General features: G+C 40.8%; 20 protein-coding genes. 8 read left to right on the top strand and 12 right to left on the bottom strand.

The window, feature by feature from the left end:
- Positions 1-20: 20 nt before the first annotated feature.
- The gene (locus tag ACQ93I_RS14825; protein ID WP_431699189.1) at positions 21-854 is read right to left on the bottom strand and encodes a polysaccharide pyruvyl transferase family protein; all 834 of its coding nucleotides are present in this window, start codon (positions 852-854) and stop codon (positions 21-23) included.
- 248 nt (positions 855-1102) lie between these two features.
- On the opposite strand from ACQ93I_RS14825, the gene ACQ93I_RS14830 reads away from it, so the two are divergent.
- Together ACQ93I_RS14830 and ACQ93I_RS14835 are read left to right on the top strand one after the other, a co-directional pair.
- Positions 1103-1258, top strand: coding sequence for a hypothetical protein (locus ACQ93I_RS14830; protein ID WP_431699190.1), 156 nt, complete (start codon positions 1103-1105; stop codon positions 1256-1258).
- 7 nt (positions 1259-1265) lie between these two features.
- Complete coding sequence (locus ACQ93I_RS14835; protein ID WP_431699191.1) at positions 1266-2261, top strand: N-acetylneuraminate synthase family protein; 996 nt, start codon at positions 1266-1268, stop codon at positions 2259-2261.
- A 126-nt stretch (positions 2262-2387) separates the two neighbouring features.
- On the opposite strand, the gene ACQ93I_RS14840 is transcribed toward ACQ93I_RS14835, so the two are convergent.
- Positions 2388-2681, bottom strand: a complete 294-nt coding sequence (locus ACQ93I_RS14840) for a GIY-YIG nuclease family protein (RefSeq protein WP_431699192.1) — start codon at positions 2679-2681, stop codon at positions 2388-2390.
- Between the two features lie 171 nt (positions 2682-2852).
- Between ACQ93I_RS14840 and neuC the strand changes: the two genes are divergently transcribed.
- Positions 2853-4007, top strand: coding sequence for a UDP-N-acetylglucosamine 2-epimerase (neuC, locus tag ACQ93I_RS14845; protein ID WP_431699193.1), 1155 nt, complete (start codon positions 2853-2855; stop codon positions 4005-4007).
- A gap of 35 nt (positions 4008-4042) precedes the next feature.
- Here the strand turns inward: neuC and ACQ93I_RS14850 are convergent, their stop codons facing one another.
- A complete protein-coding gene (locus ACQ93I_RS14850; RefSeq protein ID WP_431699194.1) occupies positions 4043-4435 on the bottom strand; it encodes a four helix bundle protein in 393 nt (130 codons plus the stop codon).
- 126 nt (positions 4436-4561) lie between these two features.
- On the opposite strand from ACQ93I_RS14850, the gene ACQ93I_RS14855 reads away from it, so the two are divergent.
- Positions 4562-5263, top strand: a complete 702-nt coding sequence (locus tag ACQ93I_RS14855; protein ID WP_431699196.1) for a cytidylyltransferase domain-containing protein — start codon at positions 4562-4564, stop codon at positions 5261-5263.
- A gap of 37 nt (positions 5264-5300) precedes the next feature.
- Here the strand turns inward: ACQ93I_RS14855 and ACQ93I_RS14860 are convergent, their stop codons facing one another.
- Both ACQ93I_RS14860 and ACQ93I_RS14865 read right to left on the bottom strand, forming a co-directional pair.
- The gene (locus ACQ93I_RS14860; RefSeq protein ID WP_431699197.1) at positions 5301-5429 is read right to left on the bottom strand and encodes a hypothetical protein; all 129 of its coding nucleotides are present in this window, start codon (positions 5427-5429) and stop codon (positions 5301-5303) included.
- A gap of 205 nt (positions 5430-5634) precedes the next feature.
- Complete coding sequence (locus ACQ93I_RS14865; protein ID WP_431699198.1) at positions 5635-6003, bottom strand: DUF3276 family protein; 369 nt, start codon at positions 6001-6003, stop codon at positions 5635-5637.
- 426 nt (positions 6004-6429) lie between these two features.
- Here ACQ93I_RS14865 and asnB point away from each other — a divergent pair, with 426 nt between their 5' ends.
- On the top strand, positions 6430-8142 hold the full coding sequence (asnB, locus tag ACQ93I_RS14870; protein WP_431699199.1) for an asparagine synthase (glutamine-hydrolyzing): 1713 nt from the start codon (positions 6430-6432) through the stop codon (positions 8140-8142).
- 47 nt (positions 8143-8189) lie between these two features.
- Here the strand turns inward: asnB and ACQ93I_RS14875 are convergent, their stop codons facing one another.
- The 6 genes from ACQ93I_RS14875 to ACQ93I_RS14900 all read right to left on the bottom strand — a co-directional run bounded on the left by ACQ93I_RS14875 (position 8190) and on the right by ACQ93I_RS14900 (position 14951).
- Positions 8190-8864, bottom strand: a complete 675-nt coding sequence (locus ACQ93I_RS14875) for an outer membrane beta-barrel protein (protein WP_431699200.1) — start codon at positions 8862-8864, stop codon at positions 8190-8192.
- A gap of 202 nt (positions 8865-9066) precedes the next feature.
- A complete protein-coding gene (locus ACQ93I_RS14880) occupies positions 9067-9987 on the bottom strand; it encodes a GDP-L-fucose synthase family protein (protein ID WP_431699201.1) in 921 nt (306 codons plus the stop codon).
- A 36-nt stretch (positions 9988-10023) separates the two neighbouring features.
- The gene (gene gmd / locus ACQ93I_RS14885; protein ID WP_431699214.1) at positions 10024-11154 is read right to left on the bottom strand and encodes a GDP-mannose 4,6-dehydratase; all 1131 of its coding nucleotides are present in this window, start codon (positions 11152-11154) and stop codon (positions 10024-10026) included.
- An 87-nt stretch (positions 11155-11241) separates the two neighbouring features.
- Complete coding sequence (locus tag ACQ93I_RS14890) at positions 11242-11610, bottom strand: four helix bundle protein (protein WP_431699202.1); 369 nt, start codon at positions 11608-11610, stop codon at positions 11242-11244.
- Between the two features lie 80 nt (positions 11611-11690).
- Positions 11691-14159, bottom strand: a complete 2469-nt coding sequence (locus tag ACQ93I_RS14895) for a polysaccharide biosynthesis tyrosine autokinase (RefSeq protein ID WP_431699203.1) — start codon at positions 14157-14159, stop codon at positions 11691-11693.
- A 3-nt stretch (positions 14160-14162) separates the two neighbouring features.
- A complete protein-coding gene (locus tag ACQ93I_RS14900; RefSeq protein WP_431699204.1) occupies positions 14163-14951 on the bottom strand; it encodes a polysaccharide biosynthesis/export family protein in 789 nt (262 codons plus the stop codon).
- Positions 14952-15227: 276 nt separating this feature from the next.
- Here ACQ93I_RS14900 and ACQ93I_RS14905 point away from each other — a divergent pair, with 276 nt between their 5' ends.
- Both ACQ93I_RS14905 and ACQ93I_RS14910 read left to right on the top strand, forming a co-directional pair.
- Positions 15228-17093, top strand: coding sequence for an ABC-F family ATP-binding cassette domain-containing protein (locus ACQ93I_RS14905; protein WP_431699205.1), 1866 nt, complete (start codon positions 15228-15230; stop codon positions 17091-17093).
- A gap of 179 nt (positions 17094-17272) precedes the next feature.
- Complete coding sequence (locus ACQ93I_RS14910; RefSeq protein WP_431699206.1) at positions 17273-17863, top strand: transposase; 591 nt, start codon at positions 17273-17275, stop codon at positions 17861-17863.
- 71 nt (positions 17864-17934) lie between these two features.
- Here ACQ93I_RS14910 and ACQ93I_RS14915 read toward each other — a convergent pair whose 3' ends face one another.
- On the bottom strand, positions 17935-20922 hold the full coding sequence (locus ACQ93I_RS14915) for a TOTE conflict system archaeo-eukaryotic primase domain-containing protein (protein ID WP_431699207.1): 2988 nt from the start codon (positions 20920-20922) through the stop codon (positions 17935-17937).
- A gap of 158 nt (positions 20923-21080) precedes the next feature.
- On the opposite strand from ACQ93I_RS14915, the gene ACQ93I_RS14920 reads away from it, so the two are divergent.
- On the top strand, positions 21081-22007 hold the full coding sequence (locus ACQ93I_RS14920; RefSeq protein ID WP_431699208.1) for an O-methyltransferase: 927 nt from the start codon (positions 21081-21083) through the stop codon (positions 22005-22007).
- The last annotated feature ends 348 nt before the right edge of the window (positions 22008-22355 follow it).

Genomic DNA, 22355 nt, shown 5'->3' on the forward strand with positions numbered 1-22355 from the left:
TCGGAAATAGTAAAACTTCATTAAAAAGGACAGACTTCCATAAGTTTCTCCTGAAGCTCTGGAACTTTTATCTCTTCCGGCAAAACGGGGTACTTAGAAAACATTTTTTGAATCTCTTCTTCCGTAGGCGCTTTTGCTATAAAAGCCGGCTTATATATTTCCATCCCCACCGAATCCATGTAATCAAAATATTTAATATCGTTGCCGAATATTTTATCAGACATTTTTATCCAGATCGCAGGTATACCGTAGGCATGAGCTACAATGAGACCATGAAGCGAAGTGGAGAGCACCCTTTTGTAGCCCAGTATCTCCCTTGTAGTTTCCTCAACATCCATAGTGAGGAGATCGAGCACCTCAACCCCTTCCCTGCCGGAAAAAATTTCTTTTGCATCATTAAAATCATGGTAATGCGGAATGATCCCCAGTTCAGCTTTCTTTTCAATCTCTGGATGATAATACTTCGGAAGCAGCAATGCCGGATCTCCAAATACAGCCGGACAATCGAACCCAAGCTTAAGAAGATGTTCTCGGGTCCTTGGCCCCCGCACTGCTCTGAAATCAGCTTCAGAAATTTCCTGTTCATGGTCAATGATCCCACTGCCCCAAACAATACTATCTTTTGAAGCATGGTGGAGAACACTCCCTACTGCCAAAAGGTTTATCTTTTTTCGGTTATACCAGGGCTGCTTCTTAGGATGAACGAACCGCGTCTTCTTCCCGCTAATCTTCTCTACCAGGTATTTGGAAAGCAAATCCCCATAATTCTCTTTCTCCCTGAAGATAAAACGCCTTTCACTCCAGTAGAAGAGAGGGATCTTTTTATGACTTCGGAAATATTGGTTCTTATTCAACTTTAATGAAATTAAGGAGGTTTTACCCGAAATCAAATATATTAATTTTTATCTGGAGGCTCTAAGAGGCATTGTGGTATCCTACGACGGATTGCTTCACTGCGCTCGCAATTACGTTTCTCAACGCGAACCGTCATTGCGAGAGAGTCCGCAGGACGAATGCAGCAATCTGCTGAGCCTTTTTCCAATCATGATCGTGGCTAACTGACAAACGGATTACTTCAGTCGCTTTAACAAGCTCCTTCGCAATGACGGGGACCAACAACATTTTTACTACTTTAGCCTTTAAACAATTCGGCAACTGGCAACTGGCAACTGGCAACTGGCAACTGGCAACTGGCAACTGGCAACTGGCAACTGGCAACTGGCAACCGGTTAACCGGAAACCGGCAACCGACAACTGAAAAAAACATGTTTATCATAGCAGAAATAGCCCAGGCCCATGAGGGCAGTCTGGGGATTGCCCATTCCTATATCGATGCCCTGGCGAAAACCGGGGTCGATGCCGTGAAGTTCCAGGTGCATATTGCCGAAGCTGAAAGCAGCGAACATGAACCTTTTCGTGTGAAATTCTCTACACAGGACAAAACCAGGTTTGACTACTGGAAACGTATGGAATTTTCAATAGAACAATGGCAGGAGTTAAAGACCCATTGTGAAGAAGCAGGGGTGGAATTCATGGCTTCCCCTTTCAGCAATGCGGCAGTAGATTTGCTGGAGAAGCTTGATGTAAAAAGATACAAGATTGGGTCGGGCGAGGTCAATAATTTTCTGCTGTTACAAAAGATCGCTGCTACAAAAAAACTAATAATTCTTTCTTCAGGGATGAGTTCTTTTGCAGAGATGGATAAGACAACGGCTTTCCTTAAAGACCTGAATGTGGATTTTTCCATCCTCCAGTGCACAACCTCCTACCCTACCCGTCCCGAAAATTACGGACTTAACGTGATTAGAGAATTAAAAGAACGATACAAAGTCCCGGTGGGATATTCAGATCATTCCGCTAAAATAGAAACCTGCATTGCTGCCGCCGCTTTAGGAGCGGAGATCCTGGAATTTCATGCTGTCTTCAACCGACAAATGTTCGGCCCTGATGCATCTTCTTCATTAGAAATTGCAGAGATTCAACAGCTGGTTTCGGCAGTGAAAAATATTTCCACTGCTCTAAAAAAGCCTGTAGAAAAATCGGACAATACGACTTTCAACGACCTAAAAAACATTTTCGAAAAATCCCTTGCGGTAAACAAAGATCTCCCCGCAGGTCATATCCTAACCTTTGAAGATCTGGAGTCTAAAAAGCCAAAAGGTTTTGGAATCGACGCTTCAAATTTTAGGGAGGTGATTGGGAGAAATTTGAGCAGAAAATTGGTGCAGTGGGATTTTTTAAACCAGAGGGATCTTGAATAGTAACGTCATTGCGAGACGGATGTAATCCGGCGTGGCAATCCGTTGAGGCTTACTCTTAACATGATTGTGACTACACTACGGCAGATTGCGTCAGTCGCTGCAAGCAGCTCCTTCGCAATAACGTTTTTAATTAAACTTCCATTCTTCAGCCAAATCCTTCCATTCAGGATTCATTTCATTGATCAGCTTTTCCTTATTCGCCCTGTTTCCTGCTTTGAGCTTCTTTTCATACATAATAGCATCACGAATATCACTGAAAGGTTGGTAGTAGACGAGATGGTCACAGTTGTAACGGGAGGTGAAACCCTTGTAAAATTTAGTCTTATGTTGACCGATCCTTTTAACCAGATCTGAAGTAACTCCCACGTAAAGGACAGTGTGATTTTTGTTGGTAAGAATGTAGACATGGGAAGTACGCATATACTAATTTAGAAAAATGGACCGAGTTTTACTGAAGAGGCAGTGAGTAAAATAGTAACGGATTGCTTCGCTGGGCTCGCAATGACGTCTCCCCCAGGAACGGGCGTCCTCGTAATGACCTTCCCCAACAACATTTTTATTACTTTAGCCTAACTGACAACCGAGAACTGAATGAAACGAAAAATCTGCGTCGTAGTTACCGCCCGCCCCTCCTACAGCCGAATAAAAACAGCACTCACCGCTATTAAAAATCACCCCGACCTGGAATTACAACTGGTGATCGCGGGTTCGGCCTTGCTTGACCGGTATGGAAATGCCGTGGATTTCATAGAAAAGGATGGATTTCCCATTGCTGCAAAAGTATTTATGGTGCTGGAGGGTGAAAACCCTACGACTATGGCAAAAACGACCGGTTTGGGAGTAATGGAGCTTACTAACGTATTCTATAATTTACAACCAGACGCCGTCATCACCATTGCAGATCGTTTTGAAACCATTGCAACGTCCATAGCTGCTTCCTATCAGAACATTCCGCTCGTGCACATACAGGGTGGGGAAGTCACCGGGAGTATAGATGAAAAGGTAAGGCATGCAAATACTAAACTGGCAGATCTGCACCTGGTATGTACTAATGACGCCCGGGAGCGAGTAATAAAGTTAGGAGAAGAGCCAGATAAGGTGATTAACACCGGTTGCCCTTCGATAGACCTTGCAAAACAAATTACCGACTATCCCTATCTCGACTTTGATCCGCTTAAGAGATATGGCGGGGTAGGTGCCAATCTGGATTGGGAGAAAGGTTATATAGTGGTGATGCAGCACCCGGTAACTACAGAATATAAGGAATCCAAACAGCACATTATGGAAACATTAAGAGCTGTAAAAAAGCTGAATTATCCGGCTTTTTGGTTCTGGCCTAATGTTGATGCCGGTTCTGACGGAACTTCGAACGGAATAAGAACGTTTCGTGAGCTCGAACAGCCGAAAAACATTCATTTTTTTAAAAATATGGATCCCCTGGATTTCCTGAAGCTTCTTAACAGCTCTAAAGCTTTAATAGGAAATTCGAGTGCCGGACTAAGAGAGTGCTCCTACTTGGGACTGCCCGTCGTAAACATCGGAAACCGGCAAAATAGAAGAAGTCGGGCGCAGAATGTGACCGATGTAGCTTATAATCAGAAGGCCATTTTAGAAGCAACAAAAATTGCCCTAGAAACTGGAAAATTTGAAAGCTCAAATCTCTACGGCGATGGAAACGCTGGAGAGAAAATAGCGGAGATCCTTGCGACGGTGGAATTGACGTATTCGAAGACTATTACTTATTAAAACATTCACTGTTTACTGTTTGCTGTTTGAAGCTGCTATTTTTTAAATTTTGTTCCTTTAAATTCAGTTTTGCTCAAATAACTAATAAAGGAACCTAGCTTTGCATTTTCCTTGTCACATTTTTCAGCAAGAGCTTCAAATTGTTCGTTAGAAATTAATTTTTTGTCCTTTGCTCTATACAGTTGGGATTTTAATTCTGAACAAGAGCCTTTAGAAAAACCCAGGAAATTTCGAAATTCGAGATTTCCTCCTCTTCCAAAACCTTCTGCAATATTGTCCATTACAGATCCCGAGCTGCGATCCATCTGGTTCATTAGCGAATATCTTTTGCCTAAAGGGGTTGTCATAAACAATTCCTCCAGGTCAGCACAAATTTCACATGCCAGTTGCCACACTTCTAAGTCTTCAAATTTGTCAATTCTGCCCATCTTCTTTTGTTAGTAAAATAGTAATTATTTCCTTTAGAATCTTTTGCTTTTATTTGTTCATCTGTTCTTTTCATAGGCAAAGTTTAAAAACAGAGAACAAAAAAACCGAAAACAGAAAACAGTATAATGAAAATTCTCGGACTTATCCCCGCCCGCGGCGGCAGTAAAGGAATACCCGGAAAGAATATTAAATCTCTGGGAGGAAAACCTTTGCTGCAATATACTTTTGAAGCAGCTAAAAAGTCAAAGTTGTTGTCCAGAGTGGTCCTGACTTCTGATGATCCTGAGATCATTGCAGTTGCTGAAGAAATGGGATTGGAAGTTTATTTTAAAAGACCTGCGGCACTGGCAGCCGATGATACGTCTTCTCTGGAAGTAATTCAGCATGCGCTGAAATTCTTTGCTCAAAAAGGGCAAAATTTTGATGCAGTTTGTCTGCTGCAGGTTACCTCTCCCTTTCGTAGAAATGGATTGATAGATGCAGCCATAGAGCAATTTTCTAAAGGGAAATTCGATTCCCTGATCTCTGTTCGCGAAGTACCTGCGGAATTTAATCCACACTGGATCTTTGAACAAAACAATGGACAATTAGCAATTGCTACCGGAGACAAAGAGATAATTTCCCGAAGGCAGGACCTTCCTAAGGCCTATCATCGCGATGGGGCTATTTATATTACAAAGGCAGAGGTTCTTCAGAAACAAAATTCCCTATACGGAAATAAGATAGGTTTCATTGACACTACCGGAGATCCGCATGTAAATATTGATACGCCTGCGGATTGGGAGAAAGCCGAGAGACTTTTGACTATGTTATCAGATTTTTCGTAGACTGTTTAGCGTTTACTATTGGTTTGTTGTTTTTAGTTTATTGTTCTGAATTTTCTGAACCCGTTTTTCGGCTCCCTTTAGGGTGAGGGGTAAAATCGAAAACGGTCTTTTGAAAAGTCTTAGACGGTAGTCGGGAGATGGTAGTAGTTTTTAGTTTGTTGTTCATAGTTCCTTGTTTGTGAAATTGGCCTACCTACGCTGAAAGCTTCGGCGGGTAAAAATTTGGTGCTTATTTATTGGTGCTTTTTTTCAGTGGAGAGTGGAAAGTGGGAAGTATGAGCTTAAATTCTACTCCAAGGGTCAACCGGTACCACAGATATTATTCTCTATATTTTTCTTTAAGTTCCAGTTTCTTTATTCTCGACCGGATTTCACCATCTTTCCGACCAAAAAATCCTGATCAATTCGGCCGGTTTTCTCCCTTCGCAGTATAGCAATTCAAGTTGGTCGTCCTCTTCAGGTGTCCAGGGTTGGTATGCATTCGGAAATTGGTTCCTCTTTTTAGAAACATAACTGTTTTGTTCAACCTGTATTTTTTCGACTACTTCAGTTATCTTTTGAGAGAATTTATGGATTCCTTCATCAAAGACTATAATTTGTCGTCTCTCAAATTCCGCCTCTCCCTTTCGTTTACTTTCAATAATCTGTAAATAGGGATCGCCATTTTTTGTTGTCTTAAGATCAAAAAAGTAAGTTCTATTTCCTGACTGTAATCGCGTTGAGAATAAATTGTGATCCATTTCTCCAAGTAATTTTATTATTAAACAATTTTTAGCCGTCTCCAGATGTAGCTTAATTCTTTCTCCGACCGAATGGGGTGAATTGAAATTTAGACTTTAAAGATAGAATATCTATGTAAATACCTACTCTTCATTTTGTTATAAAAATTAAAAATTATTCCTGGTATCTTCTCTGTATTAAACAAAGAGGGTTTTCCGCCCATGACTTAAGAAAAGAGCTTATAGATTTTTTTTGCTTGTTGTTGAATTTTCTGAACCCGTTTTTGGGCTCCCTTTAGGGTGAGGGGCAAAACCAAACACGGTTCTATATATTTCTTGTTGTTATACCAAATACAACATAAAACTGGAATTTGGTGCTTGGAATTTGGTGCTTTACCATAGATTTGAATCACTATACAATATTTAATATACATTAAACATTAAAAAATGTGTGGAATAGCAGGAATCATTGGCCCCAACCCTTCTGAAGCAGAACTTCAAAAAATGCTTCAGGCCCAAAGACATCGTGGTCCAGATCATACCGGCACTTATATTGATCCCCGGTTTGCAGCAATAGGCCATAACCGGCTCTCCATCATTGATCTTTCTCCCGATGCCAATGAACCCTTTATAGATAATTCCCGTAGATACGTGTTATCCTTTAATGGAGAGATCTATAACTACAAAGAGCTGCGGACAGAATTAAGGGGACATTATGACTTCAAAACTACATCAGATACTGAAGTTCTGTTAGCCGCATACATAATATGGGGAAAGGATTGTTTGCACAAATTCAACGGAATGTTCTCCTTCGCCATCTGGGATTGCCGGGAAAAAAAGCTTTTTGCTGCACGGGATAGGTTTGGAGTGAAACCTTTTTATTATTCTGAAGCTGGCAAAAACCTCTACTTCAGCAGTGAAATAAAGACGCTCAAAAATGTCATTTTTGACACCCCACCAAACCTGAAGGTCTGGGCAAATTATTTTAGCTATGGCTCCTACGGTATGCCGGAAGAGACTTTTTACAGTAACATCAAACAATTACCGGGTGGATATTTGCTGGAATATTCTGAAGGTCGGCTCAGACTTGAAAAATGGTATGATTTCGTTTCAGAAGTCCAAGATGTAAGATCCGGAAGCTCTTTTGAACAGGCAAAAGCTGAATATCTCGAACTACTGAAAAACAGTATCAAACTTCGTTTTCGTGCAGACGTCCCGGTAGCTTTTAATATTAGCGGCGGAGTGGACAGTTCGCTCCTGTTAGCTCTGGTTAATCTTCTTCAAGATAAACAGCAAATTCAAGCCTATTCTTTTTACACGGGAGATGAGCACTATGATGAACTTCCATGGGTGGAACAGATGATCGCTACCACTCAAAATCCGCTTCAAAAAGTGCTTTTTACGGCCTCTGAAGTTGAGACCGCTGCAAGAAAGATTACTCAGCAACAGGATGAGCCCTTCGGAGGAATTCCTACCCTCGCCTATTCAAAAATCTTTGAACAGGCTCATGCTAACGGAGTAAAGGTTTTGCTTGACGGGCAGGGAATGGATGAGCAATGGGCGGGGTATGACTACTATCAAACCTCCGGCTCAATCATTCAGGGTACCGGGCAAAATTCTCCTTTCCGGACACAGGTGCTAAATCCAGATTTTGCTGCTTTGGCACAAAAGCCAAACTATCCAGAACCGTTCGACAACAGACTGCAAAATCTGCAGTTTCGGGACCTTTTTTATACCAAACTCCCACGAGCGCTGCGATTCAATGACAGGATTTCCATGACCTATAGCACCGAACTGCGGGAGCCTTTTCTTGATTACCGCCTCGTCGAACTCGCTTTTGCACAACCAAAGGATTATAAAATCAAGAATGGAGTTGGAAAATATATGCTCCGCGAAATCTTGAAACCTCTAGTTCCCTCTACTATCTCTTATGCTCCAAAACGTCCTCTCCAAACTCCCCAGCGGGAATGGTTAAGTCAGGAACTTAAAGCATTTGTGGAAGAGCAATTGCTACACCTTAAAAATACTTCAGCAACAGATTGGTTTGATCACGGCGCAATTCAGAAAGAATGGAAAAAATACCTCGCAGGAGATAACACGAGTAGTTTCCATGTGTGGCAATGGGTGAACACAGCATTACTCCTTAAACTAACAGATTAAAGAAAAAAGGAAGCTAATTAACTTACAGAAAAGTCAACAAATTCTTTTTAGTAACAGGCCCTTCGTCGTCTTTCGTTTAGTCCTGGACCTCCAATTTTGAAGATCACTCCCACAATTATTTGATTTAGCCTGGAATCTGTGAATTCTGCTTCATTGATTTCATTATAACCTTCACCAAAATCTAGACGTTGAAGCTCAGCCGAAGACAAAGATCTTTCATACCGTAGATCCAATCCAAATCTTCCAAATTCAACTTTCACGCCAACCTGAGCATTTATTGGTGTGTCTTGAACAACAATTGGGTTCAGGAATTCTTCCCCCTCCAAAGTAGCATCCAGTATATTCGAATACACAGGTCCTGCATAAATATCAATTGGCCCCCAAATATTATAACCTACTAATAGGGGAATATCAAATTTTTGAACAGAATAGATTGAAGTTTCTTCTATAAAAGTGAATTCTGTATCTAATGAAGTATAAACTACCTCGGGCCGAACAAAAAACTTACCAAAATCAACCTGTAAAAAGATACCTCCATGAAAGCCAAGATTCCCCTCAGCCTCAGAAGTATTCTTCTGGAATGCATAGTTGTTTTGTAACCCTACAATCTCACCACCCATAGGATGATTAACTCCGGCTTTTAGACCATAACTCAGTTCTTGAGAAAAGCTTATTGAAACTGTGGTAAAAATAAAAAACAGGCCTAAAAGATATTTTTTCATAAGATTTGGAATATGCGTCAATTTGGTTTACAAATAAAAAGGATTTTTTTATATACCCCAATAAATTTGCATTTATCTAACGGATAAGCTGGAGAATTATTTCATTTGAGGCTGATAGGAGTTGTCTGTAGCCGATAGTCTGTAGTAGGTAGTGGGTAGTCATTAGTGGGTTGCCTCTTTCCACTCTCTTCTCTCTCCACTACTACAAAAATTCTTCCTCATAAACTTTTGCAAGACCTTCTTCAAGACCAATTTTATGCCTCCAGCCAAGGTCGTGAATCAGGCTTACATCCAACAGCTTTCGGGGCGTACCATCAGGTTTAGACCTATCCCAGCTAATCACTCCCGAGTAACCTGAAATATCTTTTATCATTTCTGCCAGTTCTTTAATAGATAAATCTTCTCCTGTCCCGATGTTTACGCTAACATTTCCGCTGTATGTCTTCATGAGGTGTAGGCAGGCATCAGCAAGATCGTCTACATGTAAAAATTCCCTTTTCGGCTCCCCGCTTCCCCATACTTCTACGGAAGCTTTATCTTCTACTTTTGCCTCATTAAACTTCCGAAGTAAAGCCGGAAGCACATGAGAAGTCTCAGGATCATAGTTATCATTGGGACCATATAAATTTGTAGGCATTACTGAAATAAAATCACAACCGTACTGCCGATTGTAATTCTCACACATTTTTAAACCGGCAATCTTGGCGATAGCATAAGGTTCATTAGTGTCTTCCAGCTTTCCTGTGAGCAGGTAGTCTTCTCTTATGGGCTGGGGTGACATTTTAGGATAAATACAGGAAGAAGCCAAAAAAAGGAGCTTTTTGACACCATTCAAATAGCTATGGTGGATCACATTATTTTGGATCATCAGATTTTCGTACAAAAATTGGCCTCTGTAAGTATTATTGGCCATAATACCACCAACTTTTGCAGCTGTAAGAAAAACATAATCAGGAATTTCCTTTTCAAAGAAGTTTTTTACCGCTTCCTGATTTGTAAGATCGAGTTGGGATGAGGTGCGAAAAATGACATTTTTGAAACCCTCCTGTTCCAGCTTCCGCAGTAATGCCGAACCCACCATTCCGGTGTGTCCAGCAACATATATTTTTGAATCTTTCTCCATTTCTAAATCTACCCTCTAACGTCAATAGACTACGGACTACTCTCCATTATAATCTAATGTCTTGTGTCCTCCTTCTCTTAAATATTTTTCTTTACGGAAGAGGTTTACATCGGCTTCCATCATTTCCTTTACAAGGTCCTGTAGAGCATATTTTGGCTTCCATCCCAGTTTTTCTTTACACTTTGAAGCGTCTCCGATAAGCTGATCCACTTCTGTGGGACGGTGGTATTTAGAATCTACCTGAAGCACTGTAGCTCCTGATGCTACCTGGAAATCGGGATTTTCGCATTTTACCACTTTTGCAATTTCATGGATTCCTGTACCTAAAAATTCCACAGTAATTCCAACACATGAAAAAGCCATTCGCACCAGTTCTCTTACTGAAGTAGTTTTTCCAGTGGCGATCACATAATCACCTGGCTGATCCTGTTGCAGCATAAGCCACATAGCTTCCACATAATCTTTTGCGTGCCCCCAATCTCTTTCAGCGTCCAGATTTCCCAAAAAGAAATTTTCCTGCATTCCCAGGGCAATACGGGCAACGGCACGAGTGATCTTACGGGTGACAAAAGTTTCTCCCCTTAGCGGAGATTCATGGTTAAATAGAATTCCATTACAGGCAAACATTTCATAAGCCTCCCGGTAATTAATCGTTATCCAGTAGGCATACAATTTCGCAACACCATAAGGGCTCCGCGGATAGAAAGGAGTGCTTTCGTTTTGCGGCACCTGCTGTACCAGTCCGTACAACTCTGAAGTTGAAGCCTGGTAGATCTTTGTTTTCTTAGTGAAACCAAGAAGCCTTACCGCCTCTAAAATCCTAAGAGTCCCTAATCCGTCGACATTAGCAGTATATTCCGGGGTGTCAAAGCTCACCTTCACATGAGACATTGCTCCAAGATTATAGATCTCATCGGGCTGTACCTCCTGAATGATCCTCGTGAGATTCATAGAATCACTTAGATCTCCGTAATGTAGCTTAAACCTGATATCCTTCTCGTGCGGATCCTGATACAGGTGATCTATCCTTTCTGTATTAAAAAGGCTAGACCTCCTTTTGATCCCATGCACCACATATCCTTTCTCAAGCAGGAATTCGGCTAAATAAGCTCCATCCTGGCCTGTGATGCCGGTTATGAGGGCGGTTTTTTGTTGGTTATTCTTGATAGAGTTCGTGGTTTGTGGTTTTTGGTTTTTTGTTAAAATAAAGTCTTTAGACGGTAGTCGATAGTCGATAATGTTCAACTGTTCAACTCAACTCTTCTTTAGGTACTTCTTCAAACTACTTATCATTTTTGAAAGTTCCGCGAGTTTTTTTCGATTATTTAAATTCTCCTGATCAGATATAAAATTCTGTCGATTTGCAATTGTGGAACATACAACACACTCTTTAATGGATGCACTGGCAATTTGAAGAAACCTGTTGAATTGAGCATCTGTATCACCTGATCCCTCAGCTATATTTAATGATATAGAGACCGCTGCCCTTTTAAATTGTGAAGTAAGATTATATAATTCTGAATGCGGAAACTTTTTCGAAACTTCATAAGCTAGATCAACAAAATCAAGAGACTTCTGATATACTTGTAAATCTTCGAATTTAAATTTAGGCAGTTCTTCCATTTTTTTGAGTTATTCGTTTGCCTCAAATAAAAAAATTAAGAGGTAAAAATCACTACTGACTAGCGTCTATAGTCTAACGACTATTCAAAGTTCCTAACCAACTCCCTCCACTTCTTCTTCAGCTTGCCAGTCCTTGTTTCCTGCTGCCCATAACCTTTACCATACTGGCCATACCCATAGCCGTAACCGTAGCCATAGCCGTAACCATAGCCATACCCGTACTTGGCCCGGTGCACAAAGTGGTTAAGAACGAATGAAATATTCTTTACTTCACCTTTGTTATACTTCTCATTGATCACCTCCAGCATTCCGCGTTTTGTGTAATCCTGGCGGATGAGGTATAGAGTGGCATCGGCGTATTTTATGAGGTTGAGCGCATCGGCAACCACACCCACCGGCGGGGTATCCATAACAATGTAATCATAACGCTCCCGAAGTTCACTCATGAGGGTTTCCATCTGCTCGTTCATAAGTAATTCTGAAGGGTTTGGCGGAATTGGCCCTGCAGTGATCACATCCAGGTGTGGCACCATACTTGGCTGTATGATTGCCTCCAGGGACTCCTGCCCTATAAGATAATTCACCACTCCCACATCGTTATTGATCTTAAAATCATCAAAAATCTTCGGTTTACGTAAATCGGCACCCAACAACAGTGTCTTCTTTTCACTCAAAGCAAAAACAGTGGCGAGGTTCATGGCACAAAAAGTTTTCCCTTCCCCCGAAACCGAAGAAGTGATCATCACCGTTTTAGAGCCGCTCACCCCCTGCTTTTTGTACATAAATTGCAGACTGGACCTCAACCCCCGAAAACCTTCAGCAATAGCCGATTTGGGTTTATTGAAGACCGCAAGATTTGTGTCCATCCTACTTTTCCCAATCATGCCCAGAATGGGAATGGGTGATAAACGGGTGACTTCCTGTGCGTTGTGCACGTTGGTATTCAGAAAAACTAACAGGAAAACAAAAGTCAGCGGAATCATTCCACCCACCATTAATGCCATCACATAGTTAAGTTGTGTATTTGGTCCAATCTGGCCGCCACCGGTATCTTTGGCGGTATCAATAACCATAACATCACTCACGTTGGCTGCTTTAACGAGTCCGGCTTCACTACGCTTTTCCAGGAACATATTATAAGTGCGCTCACTTATAGAATACTTTCGCTGAATTTTAAGCAAGTCCTGCTCTTCCTGCGGTAGTTTCCTAATTTCGGCTTCGGCCAGTGCAATTTCTCTATTAATGTCGCGCAGCTCCTGCCTGAGTAAGTTTTGAGAGGAAGACATATTTTCGAGCAGCACATCTTTTACGGCATTTATCTGCCGGTCTATATCCTGAAAAACAGGGGAATTTTCCTGTAGAGAATATTCATATTTCCGCCTTTCTTCGGCAAGGGAAACAATTCGCCCTACTCCGCTAACAATACTTCCTTCAGCAATTCCCGCTACCGATGGTGCCGGTACATCAGAATAATCATTTCGCGATTGCAGGTAATCCTGCAGGGTTTCATAATAAGCCAGTTGACGCGAAATATCTTCTTTCCTCACATCAAGCCCCGTAAGTTTGGAGTTTAACTGACTGCTTTCCGCAGAAATATCCAGGATAGAATTGGTATTTCTAAACCTATTCAATTCATCTTCCACCACCTTAAGCTCCATAGCCTTGACACTTAAACTACTATCAATAAACCGAATGGTCTTGGTGGCAAAAAGGTTCTTGCGCTCCAGCATATTTTGACTCAATACCCGTACAGTCCCGTTAAGGTAATCTACGATCTCAGCTTTATTATCACCTGTCATGGAAAGATTTAAAACCGAAGCTCCCTGCGACTGCGGACTTACAGCCACTCCGCGGAACCTCCCTACAGTACCGTCAAAATGCCGGAATTGCACATAAAAAGGTTTATCTATAACAGGAGCACGTGGCGTTGGCACAAGCTTACCATTGAAAAATGGCAAATTTATGGGCTCGTTAAGCCGGTATTCACGGCTAAACTCCCCTTCCTCGACCACCACATTGCCATATTCTTTCGTATCATAATTATATACCGAAGCATTTCCTCCGGCAAAAGTCGTGCTGAGCGTAAAGGTTTCAGGATCTTTAAAACGAATGGTAAAAGTGGTTCCCTGGGCCTGGTACGCAGAAGTATCGGCCACTACTTTAAAAGGAGTGAAACCGTAAGCATTCACACGTTGATATTCTCCGTCCTGTTGATAAGCAATATAGTACTGCAAGCGCTCTACCACCTCTTCATTATGCGATCTTGACCGCAAAATGGTCATGGCCGTATTCACCTTGTCTGAGGTTCCTCCCCAGTTAAAAGTGAGGCTGGTATTACTGGTAAAAAAAGGGTTTTGATCGTCTTTTATGGAAATGGAATTCCCTAATTGATAAACAGGAAGTTTCCGTACATTATTGTAATAAGCCACTCCCAGACTTATAGCTATAGACAACAGAATTAATTGCCAATAGCTAAAGACTTTCAGCACAAATCCTTTAAAGTCAAATGTGGAACCTACATCACTAATATGATCATCTTCATGTGCCATACATCACCGGGTAATTAATAATATTGTTGAAGTTACAAACGCTAAAATAGTCGTGATAGTACGAAAGGCTTCCAGCCCTGTAGTACCCAGTCCCAATGCTTTCTGCGGAAGCGGATTCACGATAATAAGATCGTTAGGCTGAATATAATAGTACGGCGACTTCATCGCATCTATGCTTGTAAGATCAATATGGTGTCTTTTCTCCCCGCCCGGGTATTGGCGCACAATCACCACATCGGTCCTGTCTCCGAACTCAGATATATCCCCGGCCTGGGCTATGGCTTCCATAATCGTCACCTGCTCTTTATAGATCACCTGGGTTCCTGATCCTATCTCTCCAATTGTGGTATATCTTATTCCCGCCAGCTTAACCGTGACAAAGATGTTTGCCTGTTCCTTGAAATACTTGTCTAAAAGGGCTTTTTCGATCTTCTCTCTCACCTCCTCTACCGTGAAACCCAGCACATTCACCTCGCCCAGGGTGGGCACTCGAATATTTCCATGAGCATCCACTAAGAAGCCGTCATAATAAAGCCTTTCTTCTCCCGTGGCGTTAGGATTTTGCTCCCCAATAGGGTTAAACATCCCAACCACGTCCTGGTCTATTGCCTTAACCCTGATACTTAGAAGATCATTAACCTGAATTCTATAGGGTTTCTGAATTCTTTCTATAGAAATTAAACTGTCTGCCTCCTTACCATCTTCCTGCAAGTACATCAACCGCTTGGTGGGCACACAGGAAGAAACAAAAAACAGAATACTAACAACAACAATTAATTGCCTGATACTCATTTGGGACTAATAGCTTGAGACAAATATAGGTCTTGAAGGTTAATAATAAAATAATTGCATCACTAGTTTGTTAAATACTGTTAATCAAAGGCAGAAGGCTAATGTTAGCTGTAAGATTTTATACAAGTAAAGACCGGCGTTAGATTGGTCGAACTCCATTTCATCTTCAAATCCCACATCCTCAAATCTTCAAATTTTCAAATCACCAAAATCCCTCTGCTAATTCTAAATTGTTAATTGATCATTGAAATACCTACTTTTGCCAAAAATATCTGTGTGAATTATTTATCTGTAGAAAATGTAGCCAAGGCTTACGGAGAAAGAGAACTTTTTTCAAATCTTTCCTTCGGAATTAATGAAGGAGACAAGGTGGGCTTTGTGGCCAAAAACGGAACAGGAAAAACCTCTCTCCTCAATATTCTTTCGGGCGCCGATACTCCCGATGCGGGCAATGTGGTATATAGAAAGGATATCACCACAGCTTTTCTTCCGCAGGAACCTAATCTGGATCCTAAACTTACGGTAGAACAAACCATCTTTGCTTCAGATAATGAAATCCTGAAAGTTATCGAGCGCTACGAAAAAGCACTTGAAAATCCTGAAGATTCCGATGCCTATCAAAAGGCTTTTGAACAGATGGATGCCCATCAAGCCTGGGATTTTGAAACCACCTATAAACAGATCCTTTTTAAACTGAAGCTTGAAGATCTTCACGCGCTGGTAGGAAGTCTTAGCGGCGGACAAAAGAAACGTCTCGCCCTGGCCTCCATGATCCTAAATAAACCCGACCTCATCATCATGGATGAACCTACCAACCACCTCGATCTTGATATGATCGAGTGGCTGGAGGAATTCTTCCGTAAAGAGAACTTCACCATTTTTATGGTAACGCACGACAGGTACTTCCTGGAACGTGTATGTAACGAGATCGTAGAGCTTGAGGACGGAAATCTTTACACCTACAAAGGCAATTACTCCTACTACCTCAGCAAAAAAGATGAACGCATTGCTTTAGAGCAAACCAATACCGATAAAGCCAAACAACTTTTCAAGAAGGAACTGGACTGGATGCGACGCCAGCCAAAAGCTCGAACAACCAAATCTAAATCGCGTATAGACGACTTTTTTGAAATTAAAGACCGCGCCTCAAAACGCCGCAACGACCACCAGGTGCAACTGGAGATCAATATGGAGCGCCTGGGGAATAAGATTGTGGAGTTCCATAATATTTCCAAAAGCTTTGGCGATCTCCAACTGCTTGATAAATTCAGTTACAACTTTCAGCCGGGCGACAGGCTGGGAATTATCGGAAAAAACGGAACCGGAAAATCCACTTTTCTAAACATTCTCACCGGCACCCTTGCTCCCGATTCCGGGAAGATCACCATTGGGGAAACTATTAAGTTTGGTTACTACACCCAACGCGGAATTGAGGTAAAGGACGGCCAAAAGGTCATTGATGTGATAAGGGAATTTGGAGATTATATTCCGCTGAAAAAAGGCCGGCAAATCTCTGCACAGCAGCTTTTGGAACGTTTCCTTTTTGACCGTAAGAAGCAGTACGATTATGTAGAAAAATTAAGTGGTGGAGAAAAGAAGAGGCTTTACCTGTGTACCGTCCTTATTCAGAATCCAAACTTTCTTATCCTGGATGAGCCCACAAACGATCTCGATATTGTGACCTTGAACGTACTCGAAGACTTCCTGCTCGATTTTCCGGGTTGTCTTGTAGTGGTTTCTCACGACCGTTATTTTATGGACAAGATCGTGGACCATCTTTTTGTCTTTAAAGGAACAACAGAAATTGAAGATTTCCCCGGAAACTATACCGATTACAGGGAATATGAAGCGAGTTCTATAGCTGAACCTACCGAAAAGGCTGAAGCTTCAACAGAGAAAAAAGCCTGGAAAAAAGAGAACACTACCTCTACGACCCTAACCTACAATGAGCAGAAGGAATACAACAGGCTGGAAAAAGAGATCCATAACCTGGAAAAGAAAAAGAATGATGTTCAGCAAAAATTCCTGCAGGATCTAAGTCCCGATGAGATCACAAAAGCCTCCATGGAACTTGGAAAGATCGAGGCTGAGATAGAACAGAAAACCGAGAGGTGGTTTGAACTGGGAGATAAAATGGAGTAAGAGAACCCTTTCAGCGGTTTTTTAACCCTGAAAGCGGTTGACTTCTCGCAGAACCCTCTTTCGGGGCTCCAAGCCGCCGAAAGGGGGTGATTGAAACTCTTTCAGCGGTTTTTTCAATCCTGAAAGCGGTTGATTTAAGGAAATTCATATCTTTAAATTAAATCCTCAATAACAAAAAGTTGAAAATCGAACCTATAGAAACGGGAAACTTTTACCACATCTACAACCGTGGAAACAATGGCTCGAACATTTTTTTTGAGGAAGAAAATTATTCGTATTTCCTGCGGCTCTATGAGAAATATATTCCTCCAGTTGCTGATACCTTTGCCTGGTGCCTCATGCGTAACCATTTTCACCTACTTCTTTATCTTAAAACCGACAGCGAAATAAAAAAAGAAGATTATTTATTTTTTCCGGGTAAAGAATCGAAGAAACCCGATGCCTCCAGGCAGCTTGGTCATTTATTTAATGCTTATGCTCAAGCCATCAACAAAAAGTATGGCAGAACGGGAAGTCTTATGGAGAAATCATTTGAAAGAAAAAGAATCACGTCTGAAGATTATCTTAAACAAATAATTTTTTACATCCATAATAATCCTGTTCATCATGGGGTTGTTCAAAGAATGAGAGAATATCCCTGGTCCTCCTATAATATTATTATATCCGATAATCCAACTATCGTAAAACGAAAAGAAGTCATTGAAATATTCGGTGACATAGATAACTTTAAGGCTTACCATGAGAGAAATGAGGGAAGGGATTTGTTTTGAACCCGCTTTCGGGATTCTAAGCCGCCGAAAGGGGTGATTGAGACAGGGCATGACCAAAATTTTAGACAACGCTAAAACACCCTCTCCTCCAGCAAATCCTTCCAAACAATAAATCCCTTTCTATCATCAGAATAATCATGAAAGATACGGCTGAAATTTTTTGGCTGATTTTCAAGATATTCTTTTCTTCCTTTATTCCGAATGAAATTTAATTCCCCATTAATATAAACTAGATATTTCTGAAGTTCATTCTTATTGAAATGCCACACATAAGTCGCTTCTTCTGTGTCTAGAGTTTCGAGCACAAGGTGGTATTGATCTATTCCTGAAATAAGGAATACAAAAGAAAACGGATCAAGGACAAAACGAAGTCTCAGGACAGTATATTCATGTTTGGTTGCTAAGTACCTTAATTGCCGGTGATGCTTGTACTTTGAATTATCTAAAAGATCCTGAAGTAAATCTTCCCCGTAACTAAAAATAGCTGAAATGTTATTTTCTGTTTGAAGTTGTTCTTTTTCCATTTCTTCACCCCCACTTTTTTTACTGAAAAGTCCTTTCTCCAAAAATCTGAATTTGACACTTTGCAGGATTTCGTCATCCAGCTCTTCCAGAGCTTTGGAAGTTGCCATTTGAGAAATAATTTTTCCCTCCTGAATTTCAGCAGAAATTTTAATCCGGACTTTTCCCGACTTCAAAACTTTAGCAAAATAAGGTTTCAGAACGTCAAACTCCGGTCTAAAAAGGTCATTTTCAACTTCAAATTCAAGTTTAATGGCAGGGTTGGGTATTTGATAAGTAAAAGCAACTGCACCAAAGCGAAAATCAAGATCCTCCCACAAAATATTGAGATCCTCATCAACACTAAAAATTTCTGGAGCTGTAGAATTTTTCATTGACAGTTCTTCTTCATCAAACAAAGTAACCTGCTTGTCGAAATGACGATAATAGGTATTTCTCTTCAGAAATAGTTTATTCAGGTACTCTATTTTATGATCCCGATAATCATAAATTACAGGAGTAAGCTCAGAACGCTGAACCCGACCTATGTACTGAATCAACTTTCCTTTAAAGGAAAAAGGATAAACAAGAAAAAGAGTAGAGGCATTTTGCAGGTCAGATCCTTCGCCAAAAAACTGGCCGGTGGTGATTAAAACCTGGTAATCTCCTTTTCTCAAGCTCTCCCATTTTAGGCTCCGGCTTACCTGTGAATCATCTCCGCTCAAGGTTATCGTTTCAAAGAACTGTTTAAGTAGTAGGTAAAGTATGTCTATGTGCTCTTTACGTTCAGTTAGCAAAACAACATTTCTCCCTTTCTCAACTTGAAGTGTTACATCTTCACAAATAAGCCTGTTCCTGTTTGAATCATGCACGAGTACCTTAGACAATACTTCGAAAGGATCTGTTTTTGAATTGTATGGTATATCAAGAGAAGTATTGCGAATTATTACCCTCGCCCGTTTGTAATTTTCAATTTCATGGGAATTTATATGAGCTATAAGCTCTCCCAAATATGTAAAGATCATTTTTCCGTCACTTCCTTTTCTAAAAGGGGTTGCAGTTAATCCATACTGAAAAAATGGAGTAAGTTGGGAAATCACATTTTTATAAGTTTCAGCAGGGATATGGTGGCATTCATCAATGATAACGGTTCCAAAGGATTGAGAGAAATTAGAATTTTCAGCTTTTTTTATTTGTTTACTTAAACTCTGTATCATAGCCACCGTAACTAACTTTCCACTTTTGGCTTTTCCCTGTCCAATCCTACCAATTTCCCTTTTCGGAATTCCTAGAAAGCCTTCAATTCGCTCTATCCACTGCTCCATTAATTGTTTCCTATGCACCACAATAAGGGCCGGTAATCCTTTATCTGCAACAATCTGCAGGCCAATAACAGTTTTTCCTGAACCCGGAGGTGCTGTAATAACTCCGAAATCTTTCCTTTTTGCTGCTGCAACAGCTTTTTTTTGATGTTCCCGCAGGGCTATTCCTGCTGAAAATTTCACCTTTTTTGGTTTTCTTCTTTTATCTATAAATTCATGGTCGACGTTCTGCTTTCTACAGAACCGGATAAATTTTCCAATAAATCCCCGCGGCAGTAGTAGATGATCACTTGTCTCTTCATAAGTCTTGAAATATCGATCTGTGCCCCAGGTACTTTTACCTGTCTTCTTTTTGATGAAAAATTCTGAATTGGGAAAATTCAATTCATCTTTTAAATATGTTGCAACTGAAGGAGGCAATGACCATTTATTCAAAACAACTTTATTATCAAGTGTTATTCTCAGCTTTCCTGAACCTGCCCTTTTTGCCTCTTTAAGAGATTCTGAATCTGAATCAAGATTATTTAAAAGCTTATCCAGGTGAGAAATTGCCACCCTCTCAATTTTGGAAAGGAATTTCCATTGATCCTCAAATGGCTGCATGTTTTCATTAACAAAACAACTATTCCCTTTTTCAATGGCCGGTTTATATAATGGCAAGGCAATTAAATTTCCCAAACCTTTTCCCGATAAAGCATCCTGATTAGGGAAGAGTCTGTCAAAACTTGAACTTTTATCCAACAAAGAAAATGCGCCGGTTTCTTCCAGCAGGGCCTTGAATAATTTTCGACTTTTGATCGCCGGATAAGTCCCCTCAAAAAAGATCCAGACGTGTCCTCCGTTTCCCGAACGTGATTTTTCAATGTATGCAGGAATTCCCCTGCTTTTTAAAGTATTAATTACAGAAATACATTCTTCTGCCCAGTTATTGCCGTCGAAATCTGCAACAATAAACCACGAGGTATTGTCCTGCAGTAAAGGATAAATACCAATGAGCTGCTCGCCCTGTAGATGCTTCTCAATTTCATTATCTGTAAGCGAAAGAAAAGTTTTTTGCTCATAAGACTTAAATGTGCCACCCTTCATCTTGTGAAGCCGGAACATGTAAGGATCAAATTGATATGCCGGCATATAACCCTTTTTGGATCCCTTTTGCCAATGACGTGCAAAAACATCCTGCCTACCTTTGAAAAGGCTTTTTATCAATTCCACGTTTGAAAGTCGACTATTCTGCATCTTTCATTTTAGTTGGTTACAACTTCCCCGCTCTAAAAATAAGGTTTTGACTTACATTTGCAAGCAAAGCAAAATTTAGATATTAGTTTCACATTAAAGCAAATATTGGAATTTGGAGCTTGAAATGAGTAAAATTGAGTTATCATATTAACATATAGATGTTTCATTTAGTCAAAGCCTATTTCCGTTTTCTTCTCCACTCCACCAATCAACATGGAGTGCATTCGCCTTTTGTTTATGGGCTGGTGACCCGCTGTTTTTATGACCGAAGAAAATACGCTTCTTATGCGCTGCTGAAGGAATACAGAAGATCCTTGCTGAAGGACAAAAGAGCAATTAAAGTAAAAGATTTTGGTGCCGGAAGTAAAGTTTTTACATCTGAAGTCCGTAAGCTGTCAAAAATGGCAAAAACGGCAGGCATTTCTCCCAAACGCGCCCGACTCCTTAATCGGCTCGTGAGGTATTTAGAGGCAGATACAGCCATGGAGCTTGGAACTTCTCTTGGGCTAGGCACAGCGGCAATGGCAGCCGGAAATAAAATAAAGGTCACTACTATTGAAGGTTGCCCCCAAACAGCTCTAATTGCTTCGGAAAAATTTAAGGAATTCAGATTGAGGAATATTCAGCTGATGGTTGGCAAGTTTCAAGAATTATTAGTTGAAAATGGAAAGTGGAAAGAGGGAAGTGGAGAGAGGAAAGAAGAAAAAAATTCCAAATTCAAAATTCCAAATTCCAACTCAACTAAAAACAGCCAACTTACAACTGACAACTCAAAACCCACAACCGACAACCGACAACCCACAACTCATAACTCCGAACTCCGAACTCAAAACAACGATCTAATCTACGTAGACGGCAACCATCAAAAAGAAGCTACCCTATCCTATTTTGAGAAGCTACTCCCAACCGTTCACAACGATTCTGTCATGATCTTTGACGACATTCACTGGTCAAAAGGCATGGAAGAAGCCTGGGAAGAGATAAAAGCACACCCTAAAGTGAAGGTTTCTATAGACACTTTTCAATGGGGCCTCGTGTTTTTCAGAAGAGAACAGGAAAAGGAACATTTCGTAATTCGTGTCTGATAAGTTTGCAGTGCGCTGTAATTAGTAGGCAGTTGTTTAAAAAGCTGATAGCTTTTTTGTCATTTCTCCTAGTATAAAATTTCTTACTTCTAAACATTTCTCTTCTGGTAAAATTTTTTGTGCATCCTCCTTTTAGGGCCGGGGCAAAGAAGCGCAAAAAAGATTACCTGTTCCTGATTGAGGAATTTCAAAATTACTACTTCCCACTGCGCATTACCTACTAGGAATATTCCGCTCCGCTGGAGCTCATTAAATCGACTTAATTAAATATCTATAGATATTACGCTCCTCCGGAGCTAAATTACATATATTATCCTCTCCCCGCCCCTCTCCAAAGGTGAGGGAGTA

It is taken from the genome of Salinimicrobium sp. WS361, assembly GCF_050750585.1.
In the GTDB taxonomy this organism is placed as follows: Bacteria; Bacteroidota; Bacteroidia; order Flavobacteriales; family Flavobacteriaceae; genus Salinimicrobium.

Excerpts from the sequence above, each read along its gene's own strand:
- ACQ93I_RS14830 (WP_431699190.1), top strand. The coding sequence starts at position 1,103 with ATGACGGGGACCAACAACATTTTTACTACTTTAGCCTTTAAACAATTC.
- ACQ93I_RS14835 (WP_431699191.1), top strand. The coding sequence starts at position 1,266 with ATGTTTATCATAGCAGAAATAGCCCAGGCCCATGAGGGCAGTCTGGGG.
- ACQ93I_RS14840 (WP_431699192.1), bottom strand. The coding sequence starts at position 2,681 with ATGCGTACTTCCCATGTCTACATTCTTACCAACAAAAATCACACTGTC.
- neuC (WP_431699193.1), top strand. The coding sequence starts at position 2,853 with ATGAAACGAAAAATCTGCGTCGTAGTTACCGCCCGCCCCTCCTACAGC.
- ACQ93I_RS14850 (WP_431699194.1), bottom strand. The coding sequence starts at position 4,435 with ATGGGCAGAATTGACAAATTTGAAGACTTAGAAGTGTGGCAACTGGCA.
- ACQ93I_RS14855 (WP_431699196.1), top strand. The coding sequence starts at position 4,562 with ATGAAAATTCTCGGACTTATCCCCGCCCGCGGCGGCAGTAAAGGAATA.
- ACQ93I_RS14860 (WP_431699197.1), bottom strand. The coding sequence starts at position 5,429 with ATGAACAACAAACTAAAAACTACTACCATCTCCCGACTACCGTCTAAG.
- ACQ93I_RS14865 (WP_431699198.1), bottom strand. The coding sequence starts at position 6,003 with ATGGATCACAATTTATTCTCAACGCGATTACAGTCAGGAAATAGAACT.
- asnB (WP_431699199.1), top strand. The coding sequence starts at position 6,430 with ATGTGTGGAATAGCAGGAATCATTGGCCCCAACCCTTCTGAAGCAGAA.
- ACQ93I_RS14875 (WP_431699200.1), bottom strand. The coding sequence starts at position 8,864 with ATGAAAAAATATCTTTTAGGCCTGTTTTTTATTTTTACCACAGTTTCA.
- ACQ93I_RS14880 (WP_431699201.1), bottom strand. The coding sequence starts at position 9,987 with ATGGAGAAAGATTCAAAAATATATGTTGCTGGACACACCGGAATGGTG.
- ACQ93I_RS14890 (WP_431699202.1), bottom strand. The coding sequence starts at position 11,610 with ATGGAAGAACTGCCTAAATTTAAATTCGAAGATTTACAAGTATATCAG.
- ACQ93I_RS14895 (WP_431699203.1), bottom strand. The coding sequence starts at position 14,159 with ATGGCACATGAAGATGATCATATTAGTGATGTAGGTTCCACATTTGAC.
- ACQ93I_RS14900 (WP_431699204.1), bottom strand. The coding sequence starts at position 14,951 with ATGAGTATCAGGCAATTAATTGTTGTTGTTAGTATTCTGTTTTTTGTT.
- ACQ93I_RS14915 (WP_431699207.1), bottom strand. The coding sequence starts at position 20,922 with ATGCAGAATAGTCGACTTTCAAACGTGGAATTGATAAAAAGCCTTTTC.
- ACQ93I_RS14920 (WP_431699208.1), top strand. The coding sequence starts at position 21,081 with ATGTTTCATTTAGTCAAAGCCTATTTCCGTTTTCTTCTCCACTCCACC.